The sequence below is a fragment of the Curtobacterium sp. Csp2 genome, from assembly GCF_013347165.1.
Window position 1 is genome coordinate 3,664,487 of sequence record NZ_CP054593.1, and the last position, 25,618, is coordinate 3,690,104.

The window sequence follows — 25,618 nt, forward strand, 5'->3', positions numbered from 1 at the left end:
TGGGCTCGGAGATGTGTATAAGAGACAGGGGCTGACCGTGCTGTGGGCGCTGCTCGCGTGGGGTGCGTCGGTGACGGTGGTCGAGCCTCCCGGGTGGTACGCCTCGCCCGTCTCCTCGGAGACGGTGAGGGGCGCCGGTTCCGGCGACCGCAGGTGCGCGTGCGGCTCGGCCGTCGTGACGTGCGGGGCCGCCGCCTCGGCGGCCGGCTTCGGTCGCCAGAAGGCGGCGTCCCAGACGCGCATCAGCGCGTACAGGGTCAGGAGGCTCGTGACGACCCCGGCGGCGACCGTCACCCACGCCATCGGGGAGCCGTCCTCGGCCGCTGCGCGGAACAGGCCGAGCTTGCCGATGAAGCCGGAGAAGGGCGGGATCCCGCCGAGGTTGAACGCCGGGACCAGGTACAGCGCCGCCAGGAGGGGTGCCGCCTTGAGCAGCCCGCCGAGCGACCGGCTCGAGGTCGTGCCGCCGACGCGCTCCATCACGCCCGACACCAGGAACAGCGTGGTCTGCACGACGATGTGGTGCACCGTGTAGAACACCGCGGCCGCCGTGCCCGCGACCGTGCCGAGGCCGATGCCCATCACCATGAAGCCGATGTGGCTGATCAGCGTGAACGACAGCAGTCGCTTGACGTCGGTCTGCGACACCGCGCCGAGCACGCCGACGATCATCGTCAGGACCGCCACGACGAGCAGGACCGTGTTGAGCTGCGGTCTCGGGAAGATGATCGTCTCGAGGCGGATGATCGCGTAGATGCCGACCTTCGTGAGCAGGCCCGCGAACACCGCCGTGACCGGGGCCGGGGCGGTCGGGTACGAGTCCGGCAGCCAGAACGCCAGGGGGAACACGGCGGCCTTGATGCCGAACCCGATGAGCAGCATGGTGTGCAGGAGCAGCTGCACGTGCTCCGGGAGCTCGGCCATGCGCTGCGAGATCTGCGCGATGTTCACGGTGCCGGTGGCCCCGTAGACCAGGCCGATCGCGGCGAGGAAGATCGCCGACGCGATGAGGCTCGTGACGATGTACGTCGTGCCGGCGCGCACCCGCTGCTCGCTGCCGCCGAGGGTGATGAGCACGTAGCTCGCCACCAGGAGCATCTCGAACGCGACGTAGAGGTTGAAGAGGTCGCCGGCCATGAACGCGTCGAGGACACCCGCCGCGAGCACGAGGTAGGTCGGGTAGAAGATCGTGACCGGGGCGTCCTCGTCGTCCGCGGCCAGGCCCTGCCCGATCGAGAACAGCAGGACGAGCAGGAGCACGCTCGCGCTCACGGTGAGGAGCAGGGCGCTCAACCGGTCGACCACCAGCGAGATGCCGTACGGCGCCTCCCAGCCGCCGACCTGCACCACGATCGTGCCGTGCTGGTCGACCAGGACCATGAGCGTCGCCGCGACCGCGACGGCGACCGCGAGCACCGCGACGGTGATCGCACGCTGGAGCTTCTGGTGCCGGAGCAGCCCGAGCGCGACGGCCGCGCCGAGCAGCGGGACGAGGACGAGCAGCGGGACGAGCCAGGTCATCGGGAGGCCTCCTCGCGCTGCGCGGCTTCGGGGTCGGTGTCGATCTCGGGGTCCTCGTCCGCCAGGTCGTCGCGGTCCTTGCCGATCGCGGCGTCGGCCTCGTCGACCTCGACCTCGTCGGCGCGGGAGAGCTTCCAGGACCGGTGGATGAGCGCGAGGAGGAACGCGCTCACGGCGAAGGTGATGACGATCGCGGTGAGGGCGAAGGCCTGGGGGAGCGGGTCGGTGATGCCCTCGGCGGACTTGCCGATCGGCGGCCGGCCTGCGGCGCCGGACATGATGAGCAGCAGCAGGTTGAGCGCGTTGCCGAGCAGCAGGAAGCCGAGCAGCATCCGCGTCAGCGAGCGTTCGAGCAGCAGGTACACCCCGCACGAGAACAGCACCGCCATCGCGATGACGAGGACCAGCGTGATGGTCATGCGGCACTCCCTTCCGGGGTCGAGGCTGCGGCGTTGTCGGCGGGGTCGGACTCGGTCGTGTCGGCGATCGGGGCGCGGGAGTCCTCGAGGCGCTGGCGGTCGACCTCGGCACCGAGGCTCCGGAGCACGTCGAGCACGAGCCCGACGACGACCAGGTAGACCCCGATGTCGAAGAACGTGGCGGTGACGAACTCCACGTGGCCGAGCACGGGGACGGTGGCCTCGAAGAACTCGGAGTACAGGGCTTCCTTCCCGAAGAACAGCGGCACGATCGCGGTCGTCGCCGCGGTCGCGACCCCGAGCCCGAGCAGGCGTCCGGCGCGGACCGGGGCGGCGGCGCCGAGCTCGGCCGGACCACCGGCGAGGTACCGGGCAGCGAGCGCGATCCCGGCGACGAGACCACCGGCGAACCCACCGCCGGCGGCGTTGTGCCCGGCGAACAGCAGGTAGAGCGACAGGACGATGAGCCCGTGGAACAGCAGGCGCACGACCACGTCGAGCAGGGCCGAGCGACCGGTCGGGATCGCGGCGCTCGTCGGCAGCCAGGCGCGGGGTTCCCCGTCCGGGCGGTGCTTGTCGCTCGTCACGCTCGAGGGCAGGTCCCGGAGCCGCGGGAGCGTGTCCTCGCGGGAGTCCAGGAAGATCAGGCTCGCGACGCCCGTGGCCGCGGCGACGACGACGGTCAGCTCGCCGAGGGTGTCCCAGCCGCGCAGGTCGACGAGGGCGACGTTCACGACGTTCAGGCCGTGCCCGAACGAGCTCGTGAGCGCGGGCAGGTCCGGCCAGAGCGGCTCGGCCGTCCGGGCGGAGGCCGCGACGACGACGACGACCGCGAGGGTGGCCCCGGCGAGGGCGGCGAAGAGCGCGCGGACGATCCGGAACCGCGAGGGGTTCGCGGTCGCGATCCGCGGGGGGAGCCGGCGGAGCACGAGCACGAACGCGATGAGCGTCACGGTCTCGACCACGAGCTGCGTGAGCGCGAGGTCGACGGCGCCGTGCAGGACGAAGAGCACGGACATGCCGTAGCCGGTGACGCCGACCAGGACGGCCGCGGCGAACCGGGTCTTCGCGGTGAGCACGGCGATCGCCGCGATCGCCATCACGACGACGACGGGCACCTGGCCCCACGAGTCCGCGAACCGGACGTGGAACGCCCACGGACCGCCGAGCACCAGGTTCGCGAGGGCCCCGGCGACGAACACCGACAGGATCACGGTCAGGTAGTAGGGGAGCGAGCCGCGCTGCAGGCCGGCGGTCAGGCCGGTCGCGAATCGGTCGAGCCCGCGCATCATCCGGCGGTACGTGCCCGAGGCGCTCGGCGAGCCCTCGAGCCGGTCCTGCAGGGCGCCGACCGGACGACGGAGCAGGAACAGGGCCGTGCCGCCGAGGAGCGTCAGCGCGGAGATGCCGAGGGCGGGCTCGAGGCCGTGCCACAGCGCCAGGTGCGGGACCTCGCCCGGCAGGGCGGCGTCGGCGGCCGCAGGTTCGATGCCGTGCGCGACCACCGGGGTCAGCAGGCCGAGGACGACCCCGGCGACGGCGAGCACCGACGGCACGACGCCGAGGCCGTGCAGCCCGTGCGGCTCCGTGGCCGCGACCCCGGGCTTCCGGGCGAAGGTGCCCCAGAGGAAGCGCAGCGAGTACGCCACGGTCAGGACCGACCCGAGCGTGACCCCGATCAGGGCAAGCCACGCCCACCCGGCCTGGGAACCGTGCAGCTCCTCGACGAAGCCGGTGAGCACGGCCTCCTTCGCGACGAAGCCGATCGTCGGCGGCAGCCCGGCCATCGATGCGAGCGCGAGCACGCTCACCACGACGAGCCACGGCGTGCGGCGCCCGAGCCCGCTGAGCTTCCGGAGGTCGCGGGTGCCCGTGGCGTGGTCGACCGCCCCGACGACCAGGAAGAGCGTCGACTTGAAGGTGGCGTGCGCGACGAGCAGGGTGACCCCGCCGAGCGCCAGGGCCGGCACGCCCCAGCCGACCGCGAGCACCAGGAAGCCGAGCTGCGCGACGGTGCCGTACGCGAGCAGGAGCTTGACGTCGGTCTGGCGCAGGGCGCGGTACCCACCGATGAGCATGCCGGCGACGCCGAGCACCGTGACGGTCTCGCGCCAGCCGGTCACCAGCGCGAACGCTGGGGCCAGCCGGGCGACGAGGTAGATGCCGGCCTTCACCATCGCCGCGGCGTGCAGGTAGGCGCTGACCGGGGTCGGGGCGGCCATCGCGGCGGGGAGCCAGAAGTGGAAGGGGACGATCGCCGACTTCGTCAGGGCGCCGAGGAGCACGAGCACGACGGCCACCGGCACGAGCGGTCCCGGTCGGTCGACGAGCTCCGGGGCCCGCGCGATGATGCCGGACAGGCTCGAGGTCCCCGCGGTCACGGACAGGGCGACGAGCCCCGCGAGCATCGCCAGGCCACCGGCGGTCGTGACGATGAGCGCCTGCATGGCGGCCGCGCGACTGGCCCGCTTCGCGGCGTCGTGTCCGATGAGCAGGTAGGAGAAGACGGTCGTCGCCTCCCACAGCACGAAGAGCACGATCACGTCGTCGGCGACCACGAGCCCGTACATCGAGCCGGCGAAGGCGGTCAGGACGCCCGCGAACCGGCCGGTCCCGGGTTCGTCGCGACCGAAGTACGACGCGCAGTACACGAGCACGAGGGCGCCGACGACGGACACCACGAGCGCGAGCACCCACGACAGGGCGTCCATCCGCAGCGCGATCGCCAGGTCGAGCTCGGGGATCCACCGCCACGTGCTCGTCACCCCGCCGTGCAGTGCGGCGTCCGTCCGGGCGACGGTCAGCACCGCGGCGGCGGCCGGTGCGAGGGCGGCGACGTAGAACACGCGGCGCCCGAGCAGGGGGGTCAGGGCGGGGACGATCAGGGCGACGATCGCGAACGCGACGAGGACGGAGACCATCGGGCACCTCCTCGGGGTCGGGCTGCAGTCCGGCTCACTGGGCCCTCACAGCCTACGAGCAGGCGGTTGGCAACTTCCTGTACGGCCGGACAGCCGGCGACGTGCGGGAGCAGACTGCCCCACCACTCTGCACCGCGACCGGCGCGGGCGTTGCGGGTCAGCGCTCGTACGCCTTCGCGGGGATCTGCGTCGCGAGCTTCCCGCCGGACACGTCGACGAGCGTCCCGGTGACGTACCCGGCCGCGTCGCTCGCGAGGAACACGAGCAGGTCCGCGACGTCGTCGGCCGACTCCCACCGCCGGATCGACAGCGTGTCGAGCAGCCGGTCCTGCGCGGCGGCCGGCATCTCGGCGAACCCGTTCATCGCCGTCGGCACCATGCCCGGCGCGTAGGCGTTGACGGTGATGCCCCACGGCCCGAGCTCGGACGCGAGCACCCGCGTGAAGGCGACGACCGCCGACTTCGATGCCGCGTAGGCCGCGCTCCCGACGCTCGGCACGATGGCCGCGAACGACGCCGCGTTGAGGATCCGTCCGCGTCCGGCGGCCTGCATGACCGGCGCGACCGCCTGGGCCACCAGGAACGTGCCGCCGACGTTGACGTCCATGCACCGGCGCCAGGCGTCCCACCCGAGCTCCGCGACCGTGCCCTCGACGTTGATGCCGGCGTTGTTCACGAGCACGTCGACCGTGCCGTACCGGGCGACGACCCCGTCCACCGCAGCGCGCACGGACGCGGGGCCGGTCACGTCGCAGCGGACCTGGTCGACGCCGGTCGTCGAGGCGTCCGGGAACGCGAGGTCGAGCGCCACCACCCGGCAGCCCTCGATCACGAACCGGTCGGCGAGCACGGCGCCGATCCCTCGGGCTGCCCCGGTCACGAGGACCACGCGGTCGGTCAGGTCGAGGTGCATCGTCGCTCCTGTCGTCGGTGTCGCGCGCCGACCGCCGCGACGCCGCGAGAGCCATACTGTTCCACCATGACGGCGAAGGTGCTCTGGACCACGGGTGGCGGCAGCGGCATGGGCGCGGCCGGAGCCGTCGCGGCCGCGCGGGACGGCTGGACGGTCGTGCTCAGCGGGCGTCGGGCGGACCGGCTCGAGCAGGTCGCCGCGACGATCCGCGCCGCGGGTGGCACCGCCGACGTCCTGCCCGTCGACGTCGCCGACGCCGACGCCGTGCGTACGGCGCGGGACACGGTGCTCGAACGACACGGGAGGCTCGACGGACTGCTGCTCGCGGCGGGCCTGAACACGCCCCGGCGCCGGTGGGACGACCAGTCGCTCGACCAGGTCCGCGCCGTCCTCGACACGAACCTGACGGCCGTCGTGACCGTCGTCGACGCAGCGCTGCCCGCCCTCCGCGCCACGGGCGGCGTGGTCGTCGTCGTGTCGTCCTACGCCGGGTGGTCGTTCCAACCGGGGGCCGGCGTCGCCTACTCGGCCTCGAAGACCGCGCTCGGCTCGGTCGTGCGGACGCTCAACCAGCAGGAGGCGCAGCACGGGGTCCGGGCGACCCACCTGTGCCCCGGGGACGTCGCGACGGACTTCCTCGACCAGCGCCCCGTCGTGCCGGACGCGGAGGCCCGGGCGCGCATGCTGCAGCCCGAGGACGTCGGCCGGACCGTCGCGTTCGTGCTCGGCGCCGCGCCGCACGTCCGCATCGACGAACTCGTGCTGTCCCCCGTCGCCCAGCACTGACCGCAGACCCCGGAGGAGACCCACCGTGCAGCTCACCGACCTCGTCCCCGACCCCGCCGCGCTCGAGCGGATCGCGACCGGCAGCACCTGGGCCGAGGGACCGTGCTGGATCCCCGCCACCGGGACCCTGCGGTGGTCGGACATCCCCGGCGACCGGATCCTCCAGTGGCACGAGGAGACCGGGGAGACGACCGAGTACGCCACCGGGGTCGAGTTCACCAACGGACGGGTGCTCGACCGGGACGGCTCGGTCGTCCAGTGCTCGCACGGCCGCCGTCGGGTCGAACGGGACCGGGACGGCGTCGTCACCCCGATCGTCGACGGGTGGGCCGGCGGGCGTCTCAACTCGCCGAACGACGTCGTCGTCGCACGGGACGGCAGCGTGTGGTTCACCGACCCGGCGTACGGCATCACCCAGCCGCGCGAGGGACACCCCGGCGAGCGGGAGTACGGCGACCACTGGGTGTTCCGGTGCGGCCCCGACGGCGGCCGTGCGAGCACTGGACGACCGAGCCGTCCCGGTCGAGCACCCGTCCGTTGGTGAACTCGACCCCGGTGGCGTACTCGGTCGTCTCCCCGGTCTCCTCGTGCCACTGGAGGATCCGGTCGCCGGGGATGTCCGACCACCGCAGGGTCCCGGTGGCGGGGATCCAGCACGGTCCCTCGGCCCAGGTGCTGCCGGTCGCGATCCGCTCGAGCGCGGCGGGGTCGGGGACGAGGTCGGTGAGCTGCACGGTGGGTCTCCTCCGGGGTCTGCGGTCAGTGCTGGGCGACGGGGGACAGCACGAGTTCGTCGATGCGGACGTGCGGCGCGGCGCCGAGCACGAACGCGACGGTCCGGCCGACGTCCTCGGGCTGCAGCATGCGCGCCCGGGCCTCCGCGTCCGGCACGACGGGGCGCTGGTCGAGGAAGTCCGTCGCGACGTCCCCGGGGCACAGGTGGGTCGCCCGGACCCCGTGCTGCGCCTCCTGCTGGTTGAGCGTCCGCACGACCGAGCCGAGCGCGGTCTTCGAGGCCGAGTAGGCGACGCCGGCCCCCGGTTGGAACGACCACCCGGCGTAGGACGACACGACGACGACCACGCCGCCCGTGGCGCGGAGGGCGGGCAGCGCTGCGTCGACGACGGTCACGACGGCCGTCAGGTTCGTGTCGAGGACGGCGCGGACCTGGTCGAGCGACTGGTCGTCCCACCGGCGCCGGGGCGTGTTCAGGCCCGCCGCGAGCAGCAGTCCGTCGAGCCTCCCGTGTCGTTCGAGCACCGTGTCCCGCGCCGTACGCACGGCGTCGGCGTCGGCGACGTCGACGGGCAGGACGTCGGCGGTGCCACCCGCGGCGCGGATCGTCGCGGCGACCTGCTCGAGCCGGTCCGCCCGACGCCCGCTGAGCACGACCGTCCAGCCGTCCCGCGCGGCCGCGACGGCTCCGGCCGCGCCCATGCCGCTGCCGCCACCCGTGGTCCAGAGCACCTTCGCCGTCATGGTGGAACAGTATGGCTCTCGCGGCGTCGCGGCGGTCGGCGCGCGACACCGACGACAGGAGCGACGATGCACCTCGACCTGACCGACCGCGTGGTCCTCGTGACCGGGGCAGCCCGAGGGATCGGCGCCGTGCTCGCCGACCGGTTCGTGATCGAGGGCTGCCGGGTGGTGGCGCTCGACCTCGCGTTCCCGGACGCCTCGACGACCGGCGTCGACCAGGTCCGCTGCGACGTGACCGGCCCCGCGTCCGTGCGCGCTGCGGTGGACGGGGTCGTCGCCCGGTACGGCACGGTCGACGTGCTCGTGAACAACGCCGGCATCAACGTCGAGGGCACGGTCGCGGAGCTCGGGTGGGACGCCTGGCGCCGGTGCATGGACGTCAACGTCGGCGGCACGTTCCTGGTGGCCCAGGCGGTCGCGCCGGTCATGCAGGCCGCCGGACGCGGACGGATCCTCAACGCGGCGTCGTTCGCGGCCATCGTGCCGAGCGTCGGGAGCGCGGCCTACGCGGCATCGAAGTCGGCGGTCGTCGCCTTCACGCGGGTGCTCGCGTCCGAGCTCGGGCCGTGGGGCATCACCGTCAACGCCTACGCGCCGGGCATGGTGCCGACGGCGATGAACGGGTTCGCCGAGATGCCGGCCGCCGCGCAGGACCGGCTGCTCGACACGCTGTCGATCCGGCGGTGGGAGTCGGCCGACGACGTCGCGGACCTGCTCGTGTTCCTCGCGAGCGACGCGGCCGGGTACGTCACCGGGACGCTCGTCGACGTGTCCGGCGGGAAGCTCGCGACGCAGATCCCCGCGAAGGCGTACGAGCGCTGACCCGCAACGCCCGCGCCGGTCGCGGTGCAGAGTGGTGGGGCAGTCTGCTCCCGCACGTCGCCGGCTGTCCGGCCGTACAGGAAGTTGCCAACCGCCTGCTCGTAGGCTGTGAGGGCCCAGTGAGCCGGACTGCAGCCCGACCCCGAGGAGGTGCCCGATGGTCTCCGTCCTCGTCGCGTTCGCGATCGTCGCCCTGATCGTCCCCGCCCTGACCCCCCTGCTCGGGCGCCGCGTGTTCTACGTCGCCGCCCTCGCACCGGCCGCCGCCGCGGTGCTGACCGTCGCCCGGACGGACGCCGCACTGCACGGCGGGGTGACGAGCACGTGGCGGTGGATCCCCGAGCTCGACCTGGCGATCGCGCTGCGGATGGACGCCCTGTCGTGGGTGCTCGCGCTCGTGGTGTCCGTCGTCGGCGCCCTCGTGCTCGTGTACTGCGCGTCGTACTTCGGTCGCGACGAACCCGGGACCGGCCGGTTCGCGGGCGTCCTGACCGCCTTCGCCGGCTCGATGTACGGGCTCGTGGTCGCCGACGACGTGATCGTGCTCTTCGTGCTGTGGGAGGCGACGACCGTCTTCTCCTACCTGCTCATCGGACACGACGCCGCGAAGCGGGCCAGTCGCGCGGCCGCCATGCAGGCGCTCATCGTCACGACCGCCGGTGGCCTGGCGATGCTCGCGGGGCTCGTCGCCCTGTCCGTGACCGCGGGGACCTCGAGCCTGTCCGGCATCATCGCGCGGGCCCCGGAGCTCGTCGACCGACCGGGACCGCTCGTGCCGGTGGCCGTCGTGCTCGTGCTCCTCGGCGCCCTGACGAAGTCGGCGATCGTCCCCTTCCACTTCTGGCTCCCCGCCGCGATGGCCGCCCCGACCCCGGTCAGCGCCTACCTGCACGCCGCGGCGATGGTGAAGGCCGGCATCTACCTCGTCGCCCGGCTGGCCCCAGCGTTCGCGCTGGTGACCGGCTGGCGCGAGACCGTCACGGTGCTCGGCGTCGCCGGCATGCTCATCGGTGGGTACCGCGCCCTGCGCCAGACCGACGTCAAGCTCCTGCTCGCGTACGGCACCGTCGCGCAGCTCGGCTTCCTGGTGCTCGCGGTCGGCTGGGGCGTGCCGGCCCTGGCGCTCGGCGGGGTCACCCTGCTCGTCGCGCACGCCACCTTCAAGTCGACGCTCTTCCTGGTCGTCGGGGCGGTCGACCACGCCACGGGCACCCGCGACCTCCGGAAGCTCAGCGGGCTCGGGCGCCGCACGCCGTGGCTCGTCGTGGTGAGCGTGCTCGCGCTCGCATCGATGGCCGGGCTGCCGCCGACGATCGGCTTCGTCGCGAAGGAGGCCGTGCTCACCGGCTTCGTCGAGGAGCTGCACGGTTCCCAGGCCGGGTGGGCGTGGCTTGCCCTGATCGGGGTCACGCTCGGGTCGGTCCTGACCGTGGCGTACTCGCTGCGCTTCCTCTGGGGCACCTTCGCCCGGAAGCCCGGGGTCGCGGCCACGGAGCCGCACGGGCTGCACGGCCTCGGCGTCGTGCCGTCGGTGCTCGCCGTCGCCGGGGTCGTCCTCGGCCTGCTGACCCCGGTGGTCGCGCACGGCATCGAACCTGCGGCCGCCGACGCCGCCCTGCCGGGCGAGGTCCCGCACCTGGCGCTGTGGCACGGCCTCGAGCCCGCCCTCGGCATCTCCGCGCTGACGCTCCTCGGCGGCACGGCCCTGTTCCTGCTCCGTCGTCCGGTCGGCGCCCTGCAGGACCGGCTCGAGGGCTCGCCGAGCGCCTCGGGCACGTACCGCCGGATGATGCGCGGGCTCGACCGATTCGCGACCGGCCTGACCGCCGGCCTGCAGCGCGGCTCGCTCCCCTACTACCTGACCGTGATCCTGTCGGTGTTCGTCGCCGGGGCCCTCGCGAACCTGGTGCTCGGCGGTCCGTGGGCGTTCCACGTCCGGTTCGCGGACTCGTGGGGCCAGGTGCCCGTCGTCGTCGTGATGGCGATCGCGGCGATCGCCGTGCTCACCGCGAAGACCCGGTTCGCCGCGGCCGTCCTGGTCGGCGTCACCGGCTACGGCATGTCCGTGCTCTTCGTCCTGCACGGCGCCGTCGACCTCGCGCTCACGCAGCTCGTGGTCGAGACCGTGACGCTCATCGCGTTCGTGCTCGTGCTCCGCCGGCTCCCCCCGCGGATCGCGACCGCGAACCCCTCGCGGTTCCGGATCGTCCGCGCGCTCTTCGCCGCCCTCGCCGGGGCCACCCTCGCGGTCGTCGTCGTCGTCGCGGCCTCCGCCCGGACGGCCGAGCCGCTCTGGCCGGACCTGCCCGCGCTCACGAGCTCGTTCGGGCACGGCCTGAACGTCGTGAACGTCGCCCTCGTCGACCTGCGCGGCTGGGACACCCTCGGCGAGCTGACCGTCGTCGTCGCCGCGGCCACGGGCGTCGCGAGCCTGATCTTCCTGGACTCCCGCGAGGACACGCTCCCGCGGCTCCGGGACCTGCCCTCGAGCGTGACGAGCGACAAGCACCGCCCGGACGGGGAACCCCGCGCCTGGCTGCCGACGAGCGCCGCGATCCCGACCGGTCGCTCGGCCCTGCTCGACGTGGTCGTGCGCCTGCTGTTCCACGGGCTCATCGTCCTGTCGCTCTACCTGCTGTTCGCCGGGCACAACGCCGCCGGCGGTGGGTTCGCCGGTGGTCTCGTCGCCGGGATCGCGCTCGCTGCCCGGTACCTCGCCGGTGGTCCGGCCGAGCTCGGCGCCGCCGCCCCGGTCCGCGCCGGACGCCTGCTCGGGCTCGGGGTCGCGACCGCGGCGACGACCGCGATCGTGCCGCTGTTCTTCGGGAAGGAAGCCCTGTACTCCGAGTTCTTCGAGGCCACCGTCCCCGTGCTCGGCCACGTGGAGTTCGTCACCGCCACGTTCTTCGACATCGGGGTCTACCTGGTCGTCGTCGGGCTCGTGCTCGACGTGCTCCGGAGCCTCGGTGCCGAGGTCGACCGCCAGCGCCTCGAGGACTCCCGCGCCCCGATCGCCGACACGACCGAGTCCGACCCCGCCGACAACGCCGCAGCCTCGACCCCGGAAGGGAGTGCCGCATGACCATCACGCTGGTCCTCGTCATCGCGATGGCGGTGCTGTTCTCGTGCGGGGTGTACCTGCTGCTCGAACGCTCGCTGACGCGGATGCTGCTCGGCTTCCTGCTGCTCGGCAACGCGCTCAACCTGCTGCTGCTCATCATGTCCGGCGCCGCAGGCCGGCCGCCGATCGGCAAGTCCGCCGAGGGCATCACCGACCCGCTCCCCCAGGCCTTCGCCCTCACCGCGATCGTCATCACCTTCGCCGTGAGCGCGTTCCTCCTCGCGCTCATCCACCGGTCCTGGAAGCTCTCCCGCGCCGACGAGGTCGAGGTCGACGAGGCCGACGCCGCGATCGGCAAGGACCGCGACGACCTGGCGGACGAGGACCCCGAGATCGACACCGACCCCGAAGCCGCGCAGCGCGAGGAGGCCTCCCGATGACCTGGCTCGTCCCGCTGCTCGTCCTCGTCCCGCTGCTCGGCGCGGCCGTCGCGCTCGGGCTGCTCCGGCACCAGAAGCTCCAGCGTGCGATCACCGTCGCGGTGCTCGCGGTCGCCGTCGCGGTCGCGGCGACGCTCATGGTCCTGGTCGACCAGCACGGCACGATCGTGGTGCAGGTCGGCGGCTGGGAGGCGCCGTACGGCATCTCGCTGGTGGTCGACCGGTTGAGCGCCCTGCTCCTCACCGTGAGCGCGAGCGTGCTCCTGCTCGTCCTGCTGTTCTCGATCGGGCAGGGCCTGGCCGCGGACGACGAGGACGCCCCGGTCACGATCTTCTACCCGACCTACCTCGTGCTCGCGGCGGGTGTCCTCGACGCGTTCATGGCCGGCGACCTCTTCAACCTCTACGTCGCGTTCGAGATGCTCCTGGTGGCGAGCTACGTGCTCATCACCCTCGGCGGCAGCGAGCAGCGGGTGCGCGCCGGCACGACGTACATCGTCACGAGCCTCATCGCGTCGGCGATCTTCCTCGCCGCGATCGGCCTGGTCTACGGGGCCACCGGCACCGTGAACATCGCGCAGATCTCGCAGCGCATGGCCGAGCTCCCGGAGCACGTGCAGCTGCTCCTGCACACCATGCTGCTCATCGGGTTCGGCATCAAGGCCGCCGTGTTCCCCCTGGCGTTCTGGCTGCCGGACTCGTACCCGACCGCCCCGGCCCCGGTCACGGCGGTGTTCGCGGGCCTGCTCACGAAGGTCGGCATCTACGCGATCATCCGCCTCGAGACGATCATCTTCCCGAGACCGCAGCTCAACACGGTCCTGCTCGTCGTGGCGGTCCTGACGATGATCGTCGGCGTGCTCGGCGCGGTGTCGCAGACCGACGTCAAGCGACTGCTGTCGTTCACGCTGATCAGCCACATCGGCTTCATGGTGATGGGCATCGGCCTCGGCACGGTCGCGGGCACGGCGGCCGCGGTGTTCTACACGGTGCACCACATCGTCGTGCAGACCACGCTGTTCCTGGTGTCGGGCGTGATGGAGCGCGTCGGCGGCACGACCTCGAGCCGGTCGCTCGGCGGGCTGCTCAAGGCGGCACCCCTCCTGGCGGCGCTGTACCTGGTCCCGGCGTTCAACCTCGGCGGGATCCCGCCCTTCTCCGGCTTCATCGGCAAGCTCGGCCTGTTCCGCGCAGCGGCCGAGGACGGCTCCCCGATGGCGTGGGTGACGGTCGCCGCCGGGGTCGTCACGAGCCTCCTGACCCTGTACGCGCTGATGCGCGTCTGGGACGCCGCCTTCTGGCGACCGAAGCCGGCCGCCGAGGCGGCGGCCCCGCACGTCACGACGGCCGAGCCGCACGCGCACCTGCGGTCGCCGGAACCGGCGCCCCTCACCGTCTCCGAGGAGACGGGCGAGGCGTACCACCCGGGAGGCTCGACCACCGTCACCGACGCACCCCACGCGAGCAGCGCCTCCCGTCCGGCGACCGGCGCGACGGCCACCGCCGGCGAAGCGCCGGAGCCGGCCCGCCTGCCACGCATGCTCGTCGCCGTCACGACGGTGGCGGTCCTCGGGTCGGTCGCCCTGACGGTCGTCGCCGGGCCGCTCTACGGCTACGCGACCCGCGCGGCGGAGTCCCTCGAGTCCCCCGCCCGCTACGTCCAGGCCGTCCTCGGAGGTGCGCGATGACCGACGTCCGCCGGATCTCGAACGCACGACGCATCGCCGTCGCGTGGCGCTACGACGTGCCGCTCGTCGCCGGGCTGACCGTGCTGTGGGCGCTGCTGTGGGGGTCGTGGACCGTCCTGACGCTGCTCTGCGGCGTGGTCGTCGCGCTGCTCGTCACCCAGCTCCTCCCGCTCCCGCCGGTCCCGCTGTCGAAGCGGCTCTCGCTGCCCCGGCTGCTCTGGTTCCTGGTGGTCTGGGCCGGGCTCGTCGTGGCGGCCTCGTTCCGGGTCGCCTGGGTCGCGGTCCGGCCCCGCGGGGTTCGGCGCAGCTCGATCGCGCTCGTGCAGCTGCACACGACGTCCGAGATGACCTTCACGCTCGCGACGCTGGCGATCTCGCTCGTGCCGGGGTCGTACGTCGCCGACGTCGACCTGCCCCGTCGACGGCTGCTGCTGCACGTGCTCGACACCGAACGCGTCGAGCAGGTGCACGCCGCGACTCGCGAGGCGCACCGGATCGAGGAGATGGTGATCCGGGCGATCGGCTCGCGACAGGACGTGTCCGAGCTGGCCGAGCCGCTGCCGGAGGTGACCCGGTGAGCGCCGCGGTCGTCGTGATGGCCGTCGGGGTCGTCCTGCTGCTCGTGCTGCTCGGTGCGACGCTCGCCCTGGCGGTCGGTCGGATCGTCCGCGGGCCGACCATCCTGGACCGGATGATCGGCTCGGACATCGTGCTGACCACCGCGCTCATCGTCATCGCCGCGGCGATGGTGGTCCGCCGGGACCTGACCGCCGTGCCGGTGCTCGTGGTCATCGCGGCCACGAGCGTGTTCGCCACGATCGCGGTCGCCCGCATCGTCACCCCGTCGTCCGACCCCTCCGACGAGGGGCTCGACGCGACCACCCCGGAGCACGCCGTCGACGAGGAGCGCCGCCCGTGATCGAGATCCTCGAGTCCTTCGTCGACACCGCCGGCGTCCGCGCCTGGGTCGCCCTCGTCCTGCTGCTCGTCGGCGCCGCGCTGTCCCTCGCGGCGGCGATCGGCATCGTGCGGTTCCCGGACCCCCTCGTCCGGCTGCACGCGATGGCGAAGCCGCAGGTCCTCGGGCTCGCGATGGCGCTCGCGGCGGTCGTCGTCGCGGTGGGGACCTGGACGGCGTTCTGGGTCGTGCTGCCGGTGATGGTCTTCCAGCTGTTCCTGGTGCCGGTGTCGTCGCACATGATCGCCCGGGCCGGCCTGCGGTCGAACGACTACCGGCACGAGGACCTGCTGGTCGACGACACCGAGGACTGACCCGGCGGCCCGGCCGGTGCGTCGCTGCCGTCAGCGGCCGGCGAGCAGTGCGTCCTCGTCGTCGTCGGACAGCCCGGCGCCGTGCGGGTGACGCGGCTGCCGCACCTCCCACGCCAGGGCGTCGCACAGGGTCTCGGCGAGCGGACGCAGCGTCAGTCCCGCACGGACCGCCCGGGCGTTCGACCGGTCGTTCATCCCCTGGTGGTCCGCGTCGGGGATCCAGAGCGGCAGCGATCGCGCACCGGCCCACGGCGCGACACCGTGCCCGATCAGGGTGTCGTCGTCGAGCGCCACGACCGGCGCGGACGCCCCCGCGACGCTCCGCGCAGCGCCGAGGTGCTGGCGCAGGGTGACGGGGTCACCGGTGACGTTCGAGACGCCCGGCCGACCGCCCTCCGCGGCGCCGACGAGCCAGCCGGCGAGGTCGCGGACGTCGACGACCGCGGTGGGACGGTCGCCGTCGGCCGGCACGACCACCGAGCGGCCGGTCGCGGCGGCGTGGGCGAACCGCCAGGGCCAGTACCCCGACCTGCCGGTGTGGTCGCCCGGTCCGCCGACGAGTCCCGCCCGGGCGATCGACGCGCGCTCCGGGCCGAAGCCGTCGGCCACCGCGCGCTCGCAGGCGACCTTCGCGGCGCCGTACTCGGCGGGGTCGTCGCTCGGTGGCAGCAGGGCCGCGGTCTCGTCGGCGCCGCGCTCGGCGTGCGAGGCGTACACGCTGACGGTCGAGACGAACACGTACCGGTCAGCGACCGGCTCGAGGGCCCGGACCGCACGGCGCACGTGCACGGGCGTGCGGGACACGTCGACGACCGCGTCCCACCGACCGTCGTCGACGACCGCCTCGAGGGCGTCCGGGTGGTCCCGGTCGGCGACCACCGACCGGGCACCCGCGGGGACGGCCGAGCCGCGGGCGAGGCACGTGACGTCGTGACCGGCGCGGAGGGCGTCGTCGACGACCGCGGCGCCGAGCCAGGCGGTGCCGCCGAGGACCAGGAAGCGCATGCCGCCATCCTGCCCCGGTGAGCGGGCCTGCGGTCTCCGGCCCGTCAGGCCGCGCGGCGGGCCAACACCAGGTTGAGCACCGCCGCGAGCACGACGAGCGCCGCCGCGTACGCCGGGAACGCCATCGCCGCGCCGGCCCCGGCACGTTCGGCGAACTCGCCGACGATCGCGGACGCCACGGACTGCCCGACGATGACCGCCGAGCCGAGGATCGTCATCGTGGTCGCCGAGCGACCGACCGGGGAGCGCTCGGACCCGAGGCTGTACTGCGCCACCAGGGTCGGCCCGATGCCGATGCCCATCAGGCCGAGCACGAGGGCCACGGCGCCGACCGAGTCCGCCGCCGCGAACGCCACCGCGCCGGCGAGCAGCACGACGCCGAAGGCGAGCCAGCGCCACCCGACGCCGAACGCCCGCGGGAAGGCCGCGGAACCGAGCGCCAGGGCCGCGGAGCCGATGCCCATGATCCCGTAGAGCAGCCCCGCCTGGGACGACTCCCCGTGCTGCTCCATGAACGCGGTCAGCGAGGTCAGCGTCGAGCCGAAGAACAGGCCGACGCCGAGGATCCCGAGCACCACGACGACGAGCCGCGTGCGGAGGAGCTGCGTCGCGGGCGCCGGGGTCTCGCGCTCGGCACCGCCGACGACGAGCCGTCCGGTCGGGTGCAGTGCGAAGGCCGTCACGAAGACCAGGGTCAGGGCGGCGGCACCGGCGACCGCGACCCACGGGGCGATCGCGCTCGCCAGGAGCCCGACCAGGAACGGTCCGACGATGAACACCGTCTCGTCGGCCGCGGACTCGTAGGCCATCGTGCCGCTGAGGACGCGCTCGTGCCGCTGCGGTGCCATCCGCTGCCGGATGATCGCGACGAGCCGGGTGCGGGACATCGGGGCGACCTGCGGCGCGCTCGCGCCGATGCAGAACGACATCACGAGGACGGCGAGGTCCGGCGCGGTGCCCGCGACGACGAACGGGAGCGCGCCGAGGAGCACCGCGTTCGCCAGGCCGACGGGCACCAGCACGGCACGTTGGCCGAACCGGTCGGCGGCGGCACCGACCAGCGGGCCGAAGACGGCCGAGCCGATGCCGACGAAGGCGGAGTTGACGCCGCCGAGGGCGACCGAGTCACGGGAGGCGACGACGAGCGTCAGGACCCCCACGACCATCATGGCGAACGGGAGCCGGGCGACGAACGCGATCGGGAAGTACCAGGGACCGGCGAGGGAGACGAGGGACGCATCGGTGCGTCGGGGTTGGAGCATCAGGGGTGTGCCTTCTGGGGCCGGCCTGGATCGAGCGGGCCCATCGGGTGCCGCCGTTGTCCGCCGGGGTGCCGACGGCCGGTAGATACACACTGCGTGTCTTGTTCGCCGTCGAGGGTACCAGGGGCCGCTGCGCGCGGCCGTAGGATCTCGACCATGGTGGAGATCCCGGAGCCGAAGCCGACCGACCTGCTCTCCATCGGCGAGGTCGTCCAGCGCACCGGGGTGGCCGCCTCGGCCCTGCACTTCTACGAGCGCAAGGGCCTGATCCACCCCGAGCGCACGACCGGCGGCACACGGCTGTACCCACGGCACGTCGAGCGGCGGATCGCGATCATCCAGGTCGCCAAGCGGCTCGGCATCCCGCTCGCCGAGGTCGCCGAGCAGTTCGCTGCGCTGCCGACCGACCGGATGCCGTCGCTCCGCGACTGGGCACGGCTCAACGAACGGTGGCGGGCACGGCTGCGGGCACGCCAGCTCGAGCTCGAGCGGCTGCAGCAGGAGATGACGCAGTGCATCGGCTGCGGCTGCGTGTCGCTGAACGCCTGCCTGGTCGTCAACCCGGGCGACGCGCTCGGCGCGGAGGGCCACGGCGCCCGCCGGCTGCTCCCGATCGACGACGAGGCGTCGCGACAGCGCGCCTGACCGCTCGCCCGATCGCGCGGACCGGCCCCACACCGGACGGGAGGATCGTGGCGGGCCCGCCACGATCCTCCCGTCCGACGTCAGTCCCGTCGTCGCAGGCCGTCGTCGAGTCGTGCCAGCAGGGCCGCTGCGGCCTCGAGGCCGCGCTCGTCGCCGCCGAGGGCGGCGCGCAGCCGCCCCGCCCAGGACGCGTGCAGTCGGGCGATGCTCTCGTCGGCGAGCGGCGTCGGGTGCAGCTGGACGGTGCGGGCGTCCTCCGGGGCGGTGCGGCGCTCGACCATGCCCTTCGCGACGAGGGAGCGGAGCGCGGCGCTGCAGTTGCTGCGCTGGAGGGCCGTGGCCTCGGCGACCGCACTCGGAGAGGCCCCCGGGTTGCGGTGCACCCAGCGCATGACGAGCGCCTCGGTCCCGGTGAGCGGGACGATGTCGAGGGCGTGCTGGCCGTGCGGGTCGACCTCGCGACCGATGCGCAGGACGACGTCGGCGAACTCGGCGAGGGCGTCGTCGGAGACCGCTGGTGCCATGCGGTCACTGTACCGTCCCGACCGCATCAGTTATGCTTTCATAACCATGACGACCGACACCGGATCCATCCGCGCCACGACGGCGAAGCCCTCCTCCCGGCCGACGGGCATCACGACACCGCTGCTGCTCGCGCTCGGCCTGCTCAGCGCGGTCGCCCCGTTCGCGACCGACCTGTACCTGCCGGCGTTCCCGCAGATGACCACCGAGCTGGCGGCGTCCGCGACGACCGTGCAGCTGACCCTGACCGCGTTCCTGGTCGGGGTGACCGCCGGGCAGCTCGTGTTCGGCCCGCTGTCCGACCGGTTCGGCCGCGTGCCGCCGCTGCTGGCGGGGGCCGCGCTCTGCGTGCTCGCGAGCGCCGCCGCGGTGCTCGCGCCGAACGTCGCCGTGCTCGTCGTCGCCCGGCTGCTGCAGGGCCTGGGCGGCGCGGCCGGGATGGTGATCGGGCGGGCGGTGATCTCCGACCTCGCGACCGGCAAGCCCGCGGCGCGCGCGTTCTCGCTCATGATGATCGTCGGCGGGGTCGCCCCCGTGGTCGCGCCGCTGCTCGGCGGGCTGCTCACCGGGCCGATCGGCTGGCGCGGGCTGCTGACGACCGTGCTCGGGCTGGCGGTCGTGATGCTCGTCGCCGTGCTCGCGGTCGTGCGGGAGACGCACCTGCGCTCCCGGCGGGACGCGCTGCGCGCCGAGCGGGTGTCGGCCGGGTCGCCGCTGCGGGCGCTGCGTTCGCGGACGTTCGTCGGGTACACCGCGGTGTTCGGCTTCGCGTTCGCGGTGATGATGGCCTACATCTCGGCGTCGCCGTTCCTGTACCAGGGGATGCTCGGGCTCGACACGGTCGGCTACGGGATGGCGTTCGGCCTGAACGCGCTCGCGCTGATGGGCATGAGCGTCCTGTCCGCGAGGCTCACCGCGACCCGCTCGGTCGGGGGCGTCCTGACGCTCGGGATCGCCCTGGTCGTGGCGTCGACGGTGGCGTTCGCGCTGCTCGTCGCCACCGGGGCGCCGGTCTTCTGACTCGCCGTGCCGCTGTTCACCGCGGAGGGGTCGCTCGGCCTGGTGCTCGGCAACGCGACGGCGCTCGCGCTCGGGGCGGTGCCCGGGGTGGCCGGCAGCGCGTCGGCGGTGCTCGGGGCGCTGCAGTTCGGGCTCGCGGCGCTGGTGTCGCCGCTCGTCAGCCTGGGCGGGGAGGGCACGGCGGCGCCGCTCGCGGTGGTGATGCTCGCGTCGGCCGTCGTCGCCGTCGGGGCGCTCGTGGTGGCGCGGCGCGCGGGCGCAGGCACGGGCGCGGGCGCGGGCGCGGGCCGAGTCTCGGGCTGAGCGACACGACTCGGGGCCGCGGTCCCGAGTCGTGTCGCCGGTGGCGAGACTCGGGGCCGGCGGCCGGCGGAGGGTGTCAGCGGCCGGGGCTGACCGGGACGGCGGCGCCCTCGCGCGGGTGGAGGAACGGGATGCGGGGGGTGATCCAGTCGACCCAGACGACCCGTGCCGCCGGGGCCACCGCGAGTGCCCACAGGATCGAGGCGGCCGCGTCCGTCGGGAAGTGCACGGCGTCGATCGACACCGACAGGAACACGACGACGATCGCCACGACGCCGAGGGCCTGCGCGAGCCGGTGCCACCGGGTCTCGCGGACGACCCAGACGAGGGCGATGACGAACGCCGTGATGTAGACGGTGTGGCCGCTCGGGTAGCTCGGGTCGGGCTGCACGGGGAACGGGTGCGGCAGGAGCGCCACGTCCGGCCGGGCCCGGTGCACTATCTCCTTCACGACCGCCGAGGGCAGCCACGTGATCGCGATCGTCATCCCGAAGCCGAGCGCCGGTCGCAGGTCCCGGGCCCGCCACCAGATGATCCCCGCGACGACGAAGGTCAGCGCGATCGCCGGCACTGGGCTGATCACGTGGTAGACCGCGGTCGTGAAGGCCCCGAGGGCACCGACGTGCACCGTGTTGAACGCCTTCGCGAGCCCGAGGTCGACGGTGCCGAGGAAGAACCCGACGACGGTCAGCACCAGCACGTCGACGACCGCGACGAGGACCGTGGTGAGCGGGCGCGGGTTCGGTTCGAGGATGCCGACCACGTCGGCCGTGCGCCGACGGCGGCGGAACTCAGGGTCGGTCATCCGTCCATGGTGGCAGGGGCGACGGCTCCCGGAGCGCCGAGCCGGCAGCGCGAGCCTCCGAGAGCACTCAGGAGGTGCTTCGAACTCGCAGCACTAGACTGCCGCCGTGACCGAACCCGTGCCGCCGCTCGACCCCTCCGAACTCGGTGCCTACTTCTCGCTCATCGAGGTGAGCAGCCTGCTCCGGCACACGGTCGAGCAGCAGCTCAAGGACGCCGGGGGCCTGAGCTACGTGCAGTTCCAGCTGCTCGCCACGCTCGGCGACGCGGACGGCAGCCTGCGGATGACCGACCTGGCGGACGGGGTCGTCTACAGCCGGAGCGGTCTGACCTACCAGGTGGGGCTGCTCGAACGGGACGGCCTGGTCGTTCGGGCCCCCTCGGCCGAGGACGAACGGAGCGTCACCGTCTCGCTCACCGACGCCGGCCGCGCGCTGCTCGGTCGGGTCTTCCCCGGGCACGTCGAGGTGCTCCGGCAGCTGTTCCTCGAGCCCCTGTCGCGCGAGGACGTGCAGACGCTCGACGACGTCCTGGGCCGGGTGAAGGCGCACATGCGGACGGTCCCGCCACGGTCAGCACGGCCGCGGCGCAAGCAGGCCTGAGCGGTCGGCCCGGTCCGGTCGATCGGCCCGGTGCGGTCAGTCGGCGACGTCGAACACCACGACGCGCTCGCTCGACGCCCCGATGTGGTCGGCGACCGGTCGGTGCTCCGGGTGCGGCAGGTAGGCGGCGAGCGCTTCGGGGTCACGGAAGCGCACCGCGAGCATCCAGTCGAAGCCGCCCTCCAGGCCCTCCGTGCTGATGCTCGGCCCCGAGTGCACCGACTCGACCCCGTCGATGCGGACGAGGTGCTCGCGGCAGAGCGCGTCCGCGCGGCTCCCGGCCTCGTCGTCGCCTGCCCACGTCACCAGCACCACGTGCGTCACACCGGCCATCGGTTGCTCCCGTCGTCGTGACCGATGCTGCCAGCGTGCCCCTGGGACGGACGGGAGGCTCAGGGCGGTGTCGCCACGTGCCTCCCGTCCGGTGTCACGCGCGTTCCGTCCCATCGCACCCGACGTGGGATGCCGATCCGCGCGTACCGGGTCGGAACGAACGACCCGCTACGCGCGGAACAGCTTCCCTCGCGCGGAACGGCCCGCTACGCGCGGAACGGCTTCCTGCGCGCGGATCAGAAGGCGGGGGTGCCGCCGGCGATCGTCACCGTCGAGCCCGACTGGTAGCTCGACTCGGGGCTGACCAGGTGCACGTAGGCGGCACCGAGCTCGGCGGGCTGGCCCGGGCGACCGTACGGGGCCTGCTCGCCGAAGTGCGCCACCGTCTGCGCGTCGTCGGAGCCGGGCTGCAGCGGGGTCCACACGGGCCCGGGTGCGACCGAGTTCACACGGATGCCCTTCGGTGCGAGCTGCTGGGCGACGGCCTCGGTGAAGGTCTTCACGGCGCTCTTCGAGATCGCGTAGTCGACCTTGTCGGGCGCCGGGGTCGACGCCTGGATCGACCCGGTCGTGACGATCGTCGACCCGGGCTCGAGGTGCGGCACCGCCGCCTGGGTCAGCCAGAACAGGGAGTAGATGTTCGTCTTGAACGTCGAGTCGAAGTGCTCGGTCGACAGCGTCAGGATGTCGTCGTTGCTGTCCATCCGGCCGGCGACCATGACCAGGGTGTCGAGGCCACCGAGCTCGTCGACGGCCTGCTGGACGAGGTCCTTGCAGTACTGCTCGTCGGAGATGTCGCCCGGGACGAGCACGGCACGGCGCCCCTCGGACTCCAGGAGGTCGCGGACCTGCTCGGCGTCCTCCTGCTCGTCGGGCAGGTAGGAGAGGACGAGGTCGGCGCCCTCGCGGGAGAGCGCGATCGCCGCCGCGCGTCCGATGCCGGAGTCGGCGCCGGTGACGATGCCGCGGAAGCCGGTGAGCCGCCCCTTGCCGACGTAGCTCCGCTCGCCGTGGTCGGGCTCCGGGTCCATCTTCCAGGCGGCTCCCGGAAGGGACTGCTCCTGCTCGGGGAACGGCGGCTTCGGGTAGAGGGAGATCGGGTCGCGCTTCTCGTACTGGCTCATGGGGCCATGGTGCTCGGCGGCTGCTCCGCGCCGGTCCAGCGGGTGCTGTCACCCGCGCACCCAGGCCACGCCCGGGCGACGGGCGTTGCCTGCTCGCGGTCACCCGAACAGCAACAGGAGGCACCACATGGCCAAGACCTGGTTCATCACCGGCGCGTCGAAGGGCTTCGGCCGTGAGTGGGCGGAGGCCGCCCTGGAGCGCGGCGACTCCGTCGCGGGCACCGCCCGGGACACCGACGACGTGCAGGCGCTCGTCGAGCAGTACCCCGACACGTTCCTGGCGATCCGCCTCGACGTGACGGACAAGGACGCGGACGTCGCCGCCGTCCGGCAGGCCGCCGACCACTTCGGCCGGCTCGACGTCGTCGTGAACAACGCGGGCTTCGGACACTTCGGCATGGTCGAGGAACTCACCGAGGACGAGGTCCGCGCGCAGCTCGAGACGAACTTCTTCGGAGCGCTCTGGGTCACGCAGGCGGCGCTGCCGATCATGCGCGAGCAGGGCTCTGGGCACATCGTGCAGGTGTCGAGCATCGGGGGCATCAGCGCGTTCCCGACGGTCGGCGCCTACCACGCGTCGAAGTGGGCGCTCGAGGGCCTGTCGCAGTCGCTCTCGCAGGAGGTCGCGGGCTTCGGGATCCACGTCACGCTCGTCGAGCCGGGCGGCTTCTCGACCGACTGGTCGGGCCCGTCCTCGAAGCACAGCGAGGAGCTCGACGCCTACGCGGACGTCCGCGAGGCCGCGTCGAAGCGCCCGTCCGCCTCCGACCCGGGCAAGCCCGAGGCCACGCGCTCCGCGATCCTCAAGGTCGTCGACGCGGACCAGCCGCCGCTGCGGGTCTTCTTCGGCAAGGCGCCGCTCGGCATCGCCGAGCAGGACTACGAGTCGCGCCTCGCGACGTGGCGCGAGTGGCAGCCGGTCGCCGAGGAGGCGCACGGCGCCTGACGCGGGTGCAGACCGCTCGCGTCACGGACGCGGGTGGGTGCTGTCCGCTCGCGTCGTGGACGCGGGTGGGTGCCCTCCGCTCGCGTCGTGGACGCGGGCGGTCGACGGACGGGAGGCGCGGTGCGGGCCGGCACCGCGCCTCCCGTCCGTCAGGTGGTGGCGCTGGTCAGACGCCGGCCGTGGAACGGATCCACGAGGACGACTGCGACAGGAGCGCGTAGTTCGAGCCGGCCGTCGTGTCCGCGCCGGGGTCGGCGCTGTCACCGGTCGAGCAGACGGCCACCACCTTGCCGTTCACCAGGAGCGGGCCGCCGGAGTCGCCGTGGTTCGAGGCGCCGGTCACACCCGTGACGTGCTGCGCCTTGCCGTTGTAGGCGTCACGCGAGGCGCCGGTCAGCGAGACCGTCGCCTGGTAGAGCCCGTCGGACTGCTGCGCGTTCGCCCGCAGGCCGTAGCCCTCGATGACGCCGGTGCCGCTCGACTTGGCGGCGGCCGTCAGGTCGAGGGGCGCGTAGGTCGACAGGGAGTAGGTGCTGCGCAGGTGCACGAGGGCGATGTCCCCGGCCGGGGCCGCGGTGACCCGGTCGACGGCGACGGCGGAGCCGCGGTTCGTCGTGGAGTTCGAGTGGTAGACGTTCATCGCCCCGATGCCGTCGATGCAGTGCCGCGCGGTGAGGATCCACGAGGCGTTGATCTGCTCGCCGGTGCAGTTGCTGACGTAGCCGGACGGGATGGTCCCGCCGGAGGCCTCGAGCTGGACGGCCCAGGTCGTGGTGGGCGCCTTCTCGCCGCCGACGACCTCGGTCCCGGCGGGCAGCGCCGTGGCGGGGGTGGCGGCGAACACGCCGCCGGCGACGACGGCCACGGCGGCGAGCGCCGCTGCGAGGGTGTGCTTCATGTGGACTCCTCGGTCAGGACCCTGCTGCGTTGCAGGGTGCAACTAGGAGGCCCATCCTGACCCCCGTCCAGGGGGTGCGGTAGTCCGCACTTCGACCGACACGTGCCGGCCGACGGCGCTGCCTATGCTGTGACCGTGTCCGACTCCGCCGTCCCCGCCGCCGTCGCCGCGCCACGCCGTCCGGTGGTCGCGATCGCCGGACTCGCGATCGAGACCTCGACCTTCACGCCGACCCGGACGGACGCCGCGGCGTTCCACCCGGTCCGCGGGCAGGACGTCGTCGCCCGGTCCCCGTTCCTCGCGGCGTACGCGGACGTGGTCGACCTGCGCGGGACCCTGACCGGGCACGCGCTGCCCGGCGGGGTGGTCCTGCGCTCGGCGTACGAGGCGCTCGCGGGCGAGATCGTCGACCGGCTGACGTCGGTGGTCGCGGGCGGCCCGGTCGACGGGCTCTGGTTCGACGTCCACGGCGCGATGGTCGTCGAGGGTCTGGACGACGCCGAGACGGACCTGCTCGGGCGCATCCGCGCGGTCGTCGGGCCGGACACGATCGTGTCGGCGTCGATGGACCTGCACGGCAACGTCACCGCGGAGCTCGCACACCAGCTCGACCTCGTCACCTGCTACCGGACCGCCCCGCACGAGGACGTCCTCGAGACGCAGGAGCGGGCTGTGCGCAACCTGGTCGACGTGCTCACGACCCGCGCGCCCGGGCAGCGCCGACCGGTGAAGGCGTGGGTGCCGATCCCCGTGCTCCTCGCCGGCGAGCAGACCTCGACCCGGGTCGACCCGGCCGCCGCGCTGTACGCGCACTGTCTCTTATACACATCTC

27 protein-coding genes and 1 pseudogene are annotated in these 25,618 nt (G+C 73.4%); 15 read left to right on the forward strand and 13 right to left on the reverse strand.

The genetic code is table 11. From position 1 onward, the window contains the following. From HUN59_RS17790 to HUN59_RS17805, 4 genes are all read right to left on the reverse strand, one after another. A partial coding sequence (locus HUN59_RS17790) for a Na+/H+ antiporter subunit D (RefSeq protein ID WP_174779552.1) occupies window positions 1-1,521 on the reverse strand: 1,521 nt, incomplete at its 3' end. After that, the gene (locus HUN59_RS17795) at window positions 1,518-1,940 is read right to left on the reverse strand and encodes a Na(+)/H(+) antiporter subunit C (protein WP_174779137.1); all 423 of its coding nucleotides are present in this window, start codon (window positions 1,938-1,940) and stop codon (window positions 1,518-1,520) included. The genes HUN59_RS17795 and HUN59_RS17790, both read right to left, overlap by 4 nt. Beyond that, window positions 1,937-4,861: a Na+/H+ antiporter subunit A gene (locus HUN59_RS17800; protein ID WP_174779136.1), complete on the reverse strand. Its 2,925-nt coding sequence runs from the start codon at window positions 4,859-4,861 to the stop codon at window positions 1,937-1,939. Before HUN59_RS17800 ends, HUN59_RS17795 begins: the two co-directional genes overlap by 4 nt. 157 nt (window positions 4,862-5,018) lie before the next feature. Further along, window positions 5,019-5,774, reverse strand: a complete 756-nt coding sequence (locus tag HUN59_RS17805) for an SDR family NAD(P)-dependent oxidoreductase (protein ID WP_174779135.1) — start codon at window positions 5,772-5,774, stop codon at window positions 5,019-5,021. A gap of 66 nt (window positions 5,775-5,840) precedes the next feature. Between HUN59_RS17805 and HUN59_RS17810 the strand changes: the two genes are divergently transcribed. Both HUN59_RS17810 and HUN59_RS17815 read left to right on the forward strand, forming a co-directional pair. Continuing rightward, window positions 5,841-6,560: an SDR family oxidoreductase gene (locus HUN59_RS17810; protein WP_174779134.1), complete on the forward strand. Its 720-nt coding sequence runs from the start codon at window positions 5,841-5,843 to the stop codon at window positions 6,558-6,560. Window positions 6,561-6,585: 25 nt separating this feature from the next. Next, window positions 6,586-7,047, forward strand: a pseudogene (locus tag HUN59_RS17815) (SMP-30/gluconolactonase/LRE family protein); the annotation flags it as partial. Here the strand turns inward: HUN59_RS17815 and HUN59_RS17820 are convergent. Both HUN59_RS17820 and HUN59_RS17825 read right to left on the reverse strand, forming a co-directional pair. Further along, the gene (locus HUN59_RS17820) at window positions 6,971-7,294 is read right to left on the reverse strand and encodes an SMP-30/gluconolactonase/LRE family protein (RefSeq protein ID WP_368076184.1); all 324 of its coding nucleotides are present in this window, start codon (window positions 7,292-7,294) and stop codon (window positions 6,971-6,973) included. The pseudogene HUN59_RS17815 and the gene HUN59_RS17820 sit on opposite strands and share 77 nt — an antisense overlap. A 25-nt stretch (window positions 7,295-7,319) precedes the next feature. Continuing rightward, window positions 7,320-8,039, reverse strand: coding sequence for an SDR family oxidoreductase (locus HUN59_RS17825; protein ID WP_174779134.1), 720 nt, complete (start codon window positions 8,037-8,039; stop codon window positions 7,320-7,322). 66 nt (window positions 8,040-8,105) lie between these two features. Between HUN59_RS17825 and HUN59_RS17830 the strand changes: the two genes are divergently transcribed. The 7 genes from HUN59_RS17830 to mnhG all read left to right on the forward strand — a co-directional run bounded on the left by HUN59_RS17830 (window position 8,106) and on the right by mnhG (window position 15,322). Further along, window positions 8,106-8,861 carry an SDR family NAD(P)-dependent oxidoreductase gene (locus tag HUN59_RS17830; protein ID WP_174779135.1) on the forward strand — a complete coding sequence of 252 codons (756 nt, stop codon included), beginning with the start codon at window positions 8,106-8,108 and terminating at the stop codon, window positions 8,859-8,861. 157 nt (window positions 8,862-9,018) lie between these two features. Continuing rightward, window positions 9,019-11,943, forward strand: coding sequence for a Na+/H+ antiporter subunit A (locus HUN59_RS17835; RefSeq protein WP_174779136.1), 2,925 nt, complete (start codon window positions 9,019-9,021; stop codon window positions 11,941-11,943). Beyond that, window positions 11,940-12,362, forward strand: coding sequence for a Na(+)/H(+) antiporter subunit C (locus tag HUN59_RS17840; RefSeq protein WP_174779137.1), 423 nt, complete (start codon window positions 11,940-11,942; stop codon window positions 12,360-12,362). The genes HUN59_RS17835 and HUN59_RS17840 overlap by 4 nt, the downstream gene beginning before the upstream one ends. Further along, on the forward strand, window positions 12,359-14,050 hold the full coding sequence (locus HUN59_RS17845) for a Na+/H+ antiporter subunit D (protein ID WP_174779138.1): 1,692 nt from the start codon (window positions 12,359-12,361) through the stop codon (window positions 14,048-14,050). The genes HUN59_RS17840 and HUN59_RS17845 overlap by 4 nt, the downstream gene beginning before the upstream one ends. Further along, window positions 14,047-14,628, forward strand: a complete 582-nt coding sequence (locus HUN59_RS17850; RefSeq protein ID WP_174779139.1) for a Na+/H+ antiporter subunit E — start codon at window positions 14,047-14,049, stop codon at window positions 14,626-14,628. The genes HUN59_RS17845 and HUN59_RS17850 overlap by 4 nt, the downstream gene beginning before the upstream one ends. After that, entirely contained in the window at window positions 14,625-14,969 is a 345-nt protein-coding gene (locus HUN59_RS17855; RefSeq protein WP_114850684.1) for a sodium:proton antiporter, read from the forward strand. Before HUN59_RS17850 ends, HUN59_RS17855 begins: the two co-directional genes overlap by 4 nt. Then, window positions 14,966-15,322 (forward strand): monovalent cation/H(+) antiporter subunit G, encoded by a 357-nt coding sequence (gene mnhG / locus HUN59_RS17860; RefSeq protein ID WP_114850683.1) that lies wholly within the window; start codon window positions 14,966-14,968, stop codon window positions 15,320-15,322. The genes HUN59_RS17855 and mnhG overlap by 4 nt, the downstream gene beginning before the upstream one ends. A 30-nt stretch (window positions 15,323-15,352) precedes the next feature. On the opposite strand, the gene HUN59_RS17865 is transcribed toward mnhG, so the two are convergent. Together HUN59_RS17865 and HUN59_RS17870 are read right to left on the reverse strand one after the other, a co-directional pair. Further along, window positions 15,353-16,327: an NAD-dependent epimerase/dehydratase family protein gene (locus HUN59_RS17865; RefSeq protein ID WP_174779140.1), complete on the reverse strand. Its 975-nt coding sequence runs from the start codon at window positions 16,325-16,327 to the stop codon at window positions 15,353-15,355. 44 nt (window positions 16,328-16,371) lie between these two features. Then, window positions 16,372-17,589, reverse strand: coding sequence for an MFS transporter (locus tag HUN59_RS17870; protein WP_174779141.1), 1,218 nt, complete (start codon window positions 17,587-17,589; stop codon window positions 16,372-16,374). A 156-nt stretch (window positions 17,590-17,745) separates the two neighbouring features. Between HUN59_RS17870 and soxR the strand changes: the two genes are divergently transcribed. Further along, entirely contained in the window at window positions 17,746-18,234 is a 489-nt protein-coding gene (soxR, locus tag HUN59_RS17875) for a redox-sensitive transcriptional activator SoxR (protein ID WP_058743252.1), read from the forward strand. An 80-nt stretch (window positions 18,235-18,314) separates the two neighbouring features. Here soxR and HUN59_RS17880 read toward each other — a convergent pair whose 3' ends face one another. Then, window positions 18,315-18,758, reverse strand: coding sequence for a MarR family winged helix-turn-helix transcriptional regulator (locus tag HUN59_RS17880; protein ID WP_114850680.1), 444 nt, complete (start codon window positions 18,756-18,758; stop codon window positions 18,315-18,317). A gap of 46 nt (window positions 18,759-18,804) precedes the next feature. On the opposite strand from HUN59_RS17880, the gene HUN59_RS17885 reads away from it, so the two are divergent. After that, window positions 18,805-19,776, forward strand: coding sequence for a Bcr/CflA family efflux MFS transporter (locus tag HUN59_RS17885; RefSeq protein ID WP_254629932.1), 972 nt, complete (start codon window positions 18,805-18,807; stop codon window positions 19,774-19,776). Window positions 19,777-19,782: 6 nt separating this feature from the next. Next, window positions 19,783-20,079, forward strand: coding sequence for a hypothetical protein (locus tag HUN59_RS19865; RefSeq protein WP_254629933.1), 297 nt, complete (start codon window positions 19,783-19,785; stop codon window positions 20,077-20,079). A gap of 76 nt (window positions 20,080-20,155) precedes the next feature. Here the strand turns inward: HUN59_RS19865 and HUN59_RS17890 are convergent, their stop codons facing one another. Beyond that, window positions 20,156-20,884 (reverse strand): phosphatase PAP2 family protein, encoded by a 729-nt coding sequence (locus tag HUN59_RS17890; RefSeq protein ID WP_174779142.1) that lies wholly within the window; start codon window positions 20,882-20,884, stop codon window positions 20,156-20,158. 106 nt (window positions 20,885-20,990) lie between these two features. On the opposite strand from HUN59_RS17890, the gene HUN59_RS17895 reads away from it, so the two are divergent. Next, the gene (locus HUN59_RS17895; RefSeq protein WP_174779143.1) at window positions 20,991-21,485 is read left to right on the forward strand and encodes a MarR family winged helix-turn-helix transcriptional regulator; all 495 of its coding nucleotides are present in this window, start codon (window positions 20,991-20,993) and stop codon (window positions 21,483-21,485) included. 36 nt (window positions 21,486-21,521) lie between these two features. Here HUN59_RS17895 and HUN59_RS17900 read toward each other — a convergent pair whose 3' ends face one another. Beyond that, complete coding sequence (locus HUN59_RS17900; RefSeq protein ID WP_058742870.1) at window positions 21,522-21,818, reverse strand: Dabb family protein; 297 nt, start codon at window positions 21,816-21,818, stop codon at window positions 21,522-21,524. A gap of 236 nt (window positions 21,819-22,054) precedes the next feature. After that, window positions 22,055-22,942, reverse strand: coding sequence for an SDR family oxidoreductase (locus tag HUN59_RS17905; RefSeq protein ID WP_174779144.1), 888 nt, complete (start codon window positions 22,940-22,942; stop codon window positions 22,055-22,057). Window positions 22,943-23,069: 127 nt separating this feature from the next. On the opposite strand from HUN59_RS17905, the gene HUN59_RS17910 reads away from it, so the two are divergent. Next, on the forward strand, window positions 23,070-23,888 hold the full coding sequence (locus tag HUN59_RS17910; protein ID WP_114850676.1) for an SDR family oxidoreductase: 819 nt from the start codon (window positions 23,070-23,072) through the stop codon (window positions 23,886-23,888). Window positions 23,889-24,054: 166 nt separating this feature from the next. Here HUN59_RS17910 and HUN59_RS17915 read toward each other — a convergent pair whose 3' ends face one another. Further along, entirely contained in the window at window positions 24,055-24,786 is a 732-nt protein-coding gene (locus HUN59_RS17915; protein ID WP_174779145.1) for a S1 family peptidase, read from the reverse strand. A 135-nt stretch (window positions 24,787-24,921) separates the two neighbouring features. Between HUN59_RS17915 and HUN59_RS17920 the strand changes: the two genes are divergently transcribed. Beyond that, on the forward strand, window positions 24,922-25,618 hold a 697-nt coding region (locus HUN59_RS17920; protein ID WP_174779553.1), incomplete at its 3' end, for a M81 family metallopeptidase.

Excerpts from the sequence above, each read along its gene's own strand:
- HUN59_RS17795 (WP_174779137.1), bottom strand. The coding sequence starts at position 1,940 with ATGACCATCACGCTGGTCCTCGTCATCGCGATGGCGGTGCTGTTCTCG.
- HUN59_RS17800 (WP_174779136.1), bottom strand. The coding sequence starts at position 4,861 with ATGGTCTCCGTCCTCGTCGCGTTCGCGATCGTCGCCCTGATCGTCCCC.
- HUN59_RS17805 (WP_174779135.1), bottom strand. The coding sequence starts at position 5,774 with ATGCACCTCGACCTGACCGACCGCGTGGTCCTCGTGACCGGGGCAGCC.
- HUN59_RS17810 (WP_174779134.1), top strand. The coding sequence starts at position 5,841 with ATGACGGCGAAGGTGCTCTGGACCACGGGTGGCGGCAGCGGCATGGGC.
- HUN59_RS17825 (WP_174779134.1), bottom strand. The coding sequence starts at position 8,039 with ATGACGGCGAAGGTGCTCTGGACCACGGGTGGCGGCAGCGGCATGGGC.
- HUN59_RS17830 (WP_174779135.1), top strand. The coding sequence starts at position 8,106 with ATGCACCTCGACCTGACCGACCGCGTGGTCCTCGTGACCGGGGCAGCC.
- HUN59_RS17835 (WP_174779136.1), top strand. The coding sequence starts at position 9,019 with ATGGTCTCCGTCCTCGTCGCGTTCGCGATCGTCGCCCTGATCGTCCCC.
- HUN59_RS17840 (WP_174779137.1), top strand. The coding sequence starts at position 11,940 with ATGACCATCACGCTGGTCCTCGTCATCGCGATGGCGGTGCTGTTCTCG.
- HUN59_RS17845 (WP_174779138.1), top strand. The coding sequence starts at position 12,359 with ATGACCTGGCTCGTCCCGCTGCTCGTCCTCGTCCCGCTGCTCGGCGCG.
- HUN59_RS17850 (WP_174779139.1), top strand. The coding sequence starts at position 14,047 with ATGACCGACGTCCGCCGGATCTCGAACGCACGACGCATCGCCGTCGCG.
- HUN59_RS17865 (WP_174779140.1), bottom strand. The coding sequence starts at position 16,327 with ATGCGCTTCCTGGTCCTCGGCGGCACCGCCTGGCTCGGCGCCGCGGTC.
- HUN59_RS17870 (WP_174779141.1), bottom strand. The coding sequence starts at position 17,589 with ATGCTCCAACCCCGACGCACCGATGCGTCCCTCGTCTCCCTCGCCGGT.
- soxR (WP_058743252.1), top strand. The coding sequence starts at position 17,746 with ATGGTGGAGATCCCGGAGCCGAAGCCGACCGACCTGCTCTCCATCGGC.
- HUN59_RS17880 (WP_114850680.1), bottom strand. The coding sequence starts at position 18,758 with ATGGCACCAGCGGTCTCCGACGACGCCCTCGCCGAGTTCGCCGACGTC.
- HUN59_RS17885 (WP_254629932.1), top strand. The coding sequence starts at position 18,805 with ATGACGACCGACACCGGATCCATCCGCGCCACGACGGCGAAGCCCTCC.
- HUN59_RS17890 (WP_174779142.1), bottom strand. The coding sequence starts at position 20,884 with ATGACCGACCCTGAGTTCCGCCGCCGTCGGCGCACGGCCGACGTGGTC.
- HUN59_RS17900 (WP_058742870.1), bottom strand. The coding sequence starts at position 21,818 with ATGGCCGGTGTGACGCACGTGGTGCTGGTGACGTGGGCAGGCGACGAC.
- HUN59_RS17905 (WP_174779144.1), bottom strand. The coding sequence starts at position 22,942 with ATGAGCCAGTACGAGAAGCGCGACCCGATCTCCCTCTACCCGAAGCCG.
- HUN59_RS17910 (WP_114850676.1), top strand. The coding sequence starts at position 23,070 with ATGGCCAAGACCTGGTTCATCACCGGCGCGTCGAAGGGCTTCGGCCGT.
- HUN59_RS17915 (WP_174779145.1), bottom strand. The coding sequence starts at position 24,786 with ATGAAGCACACCCTCGCAGCGGCGCTCGCCGCCGTGGCCGTCGTCGCC.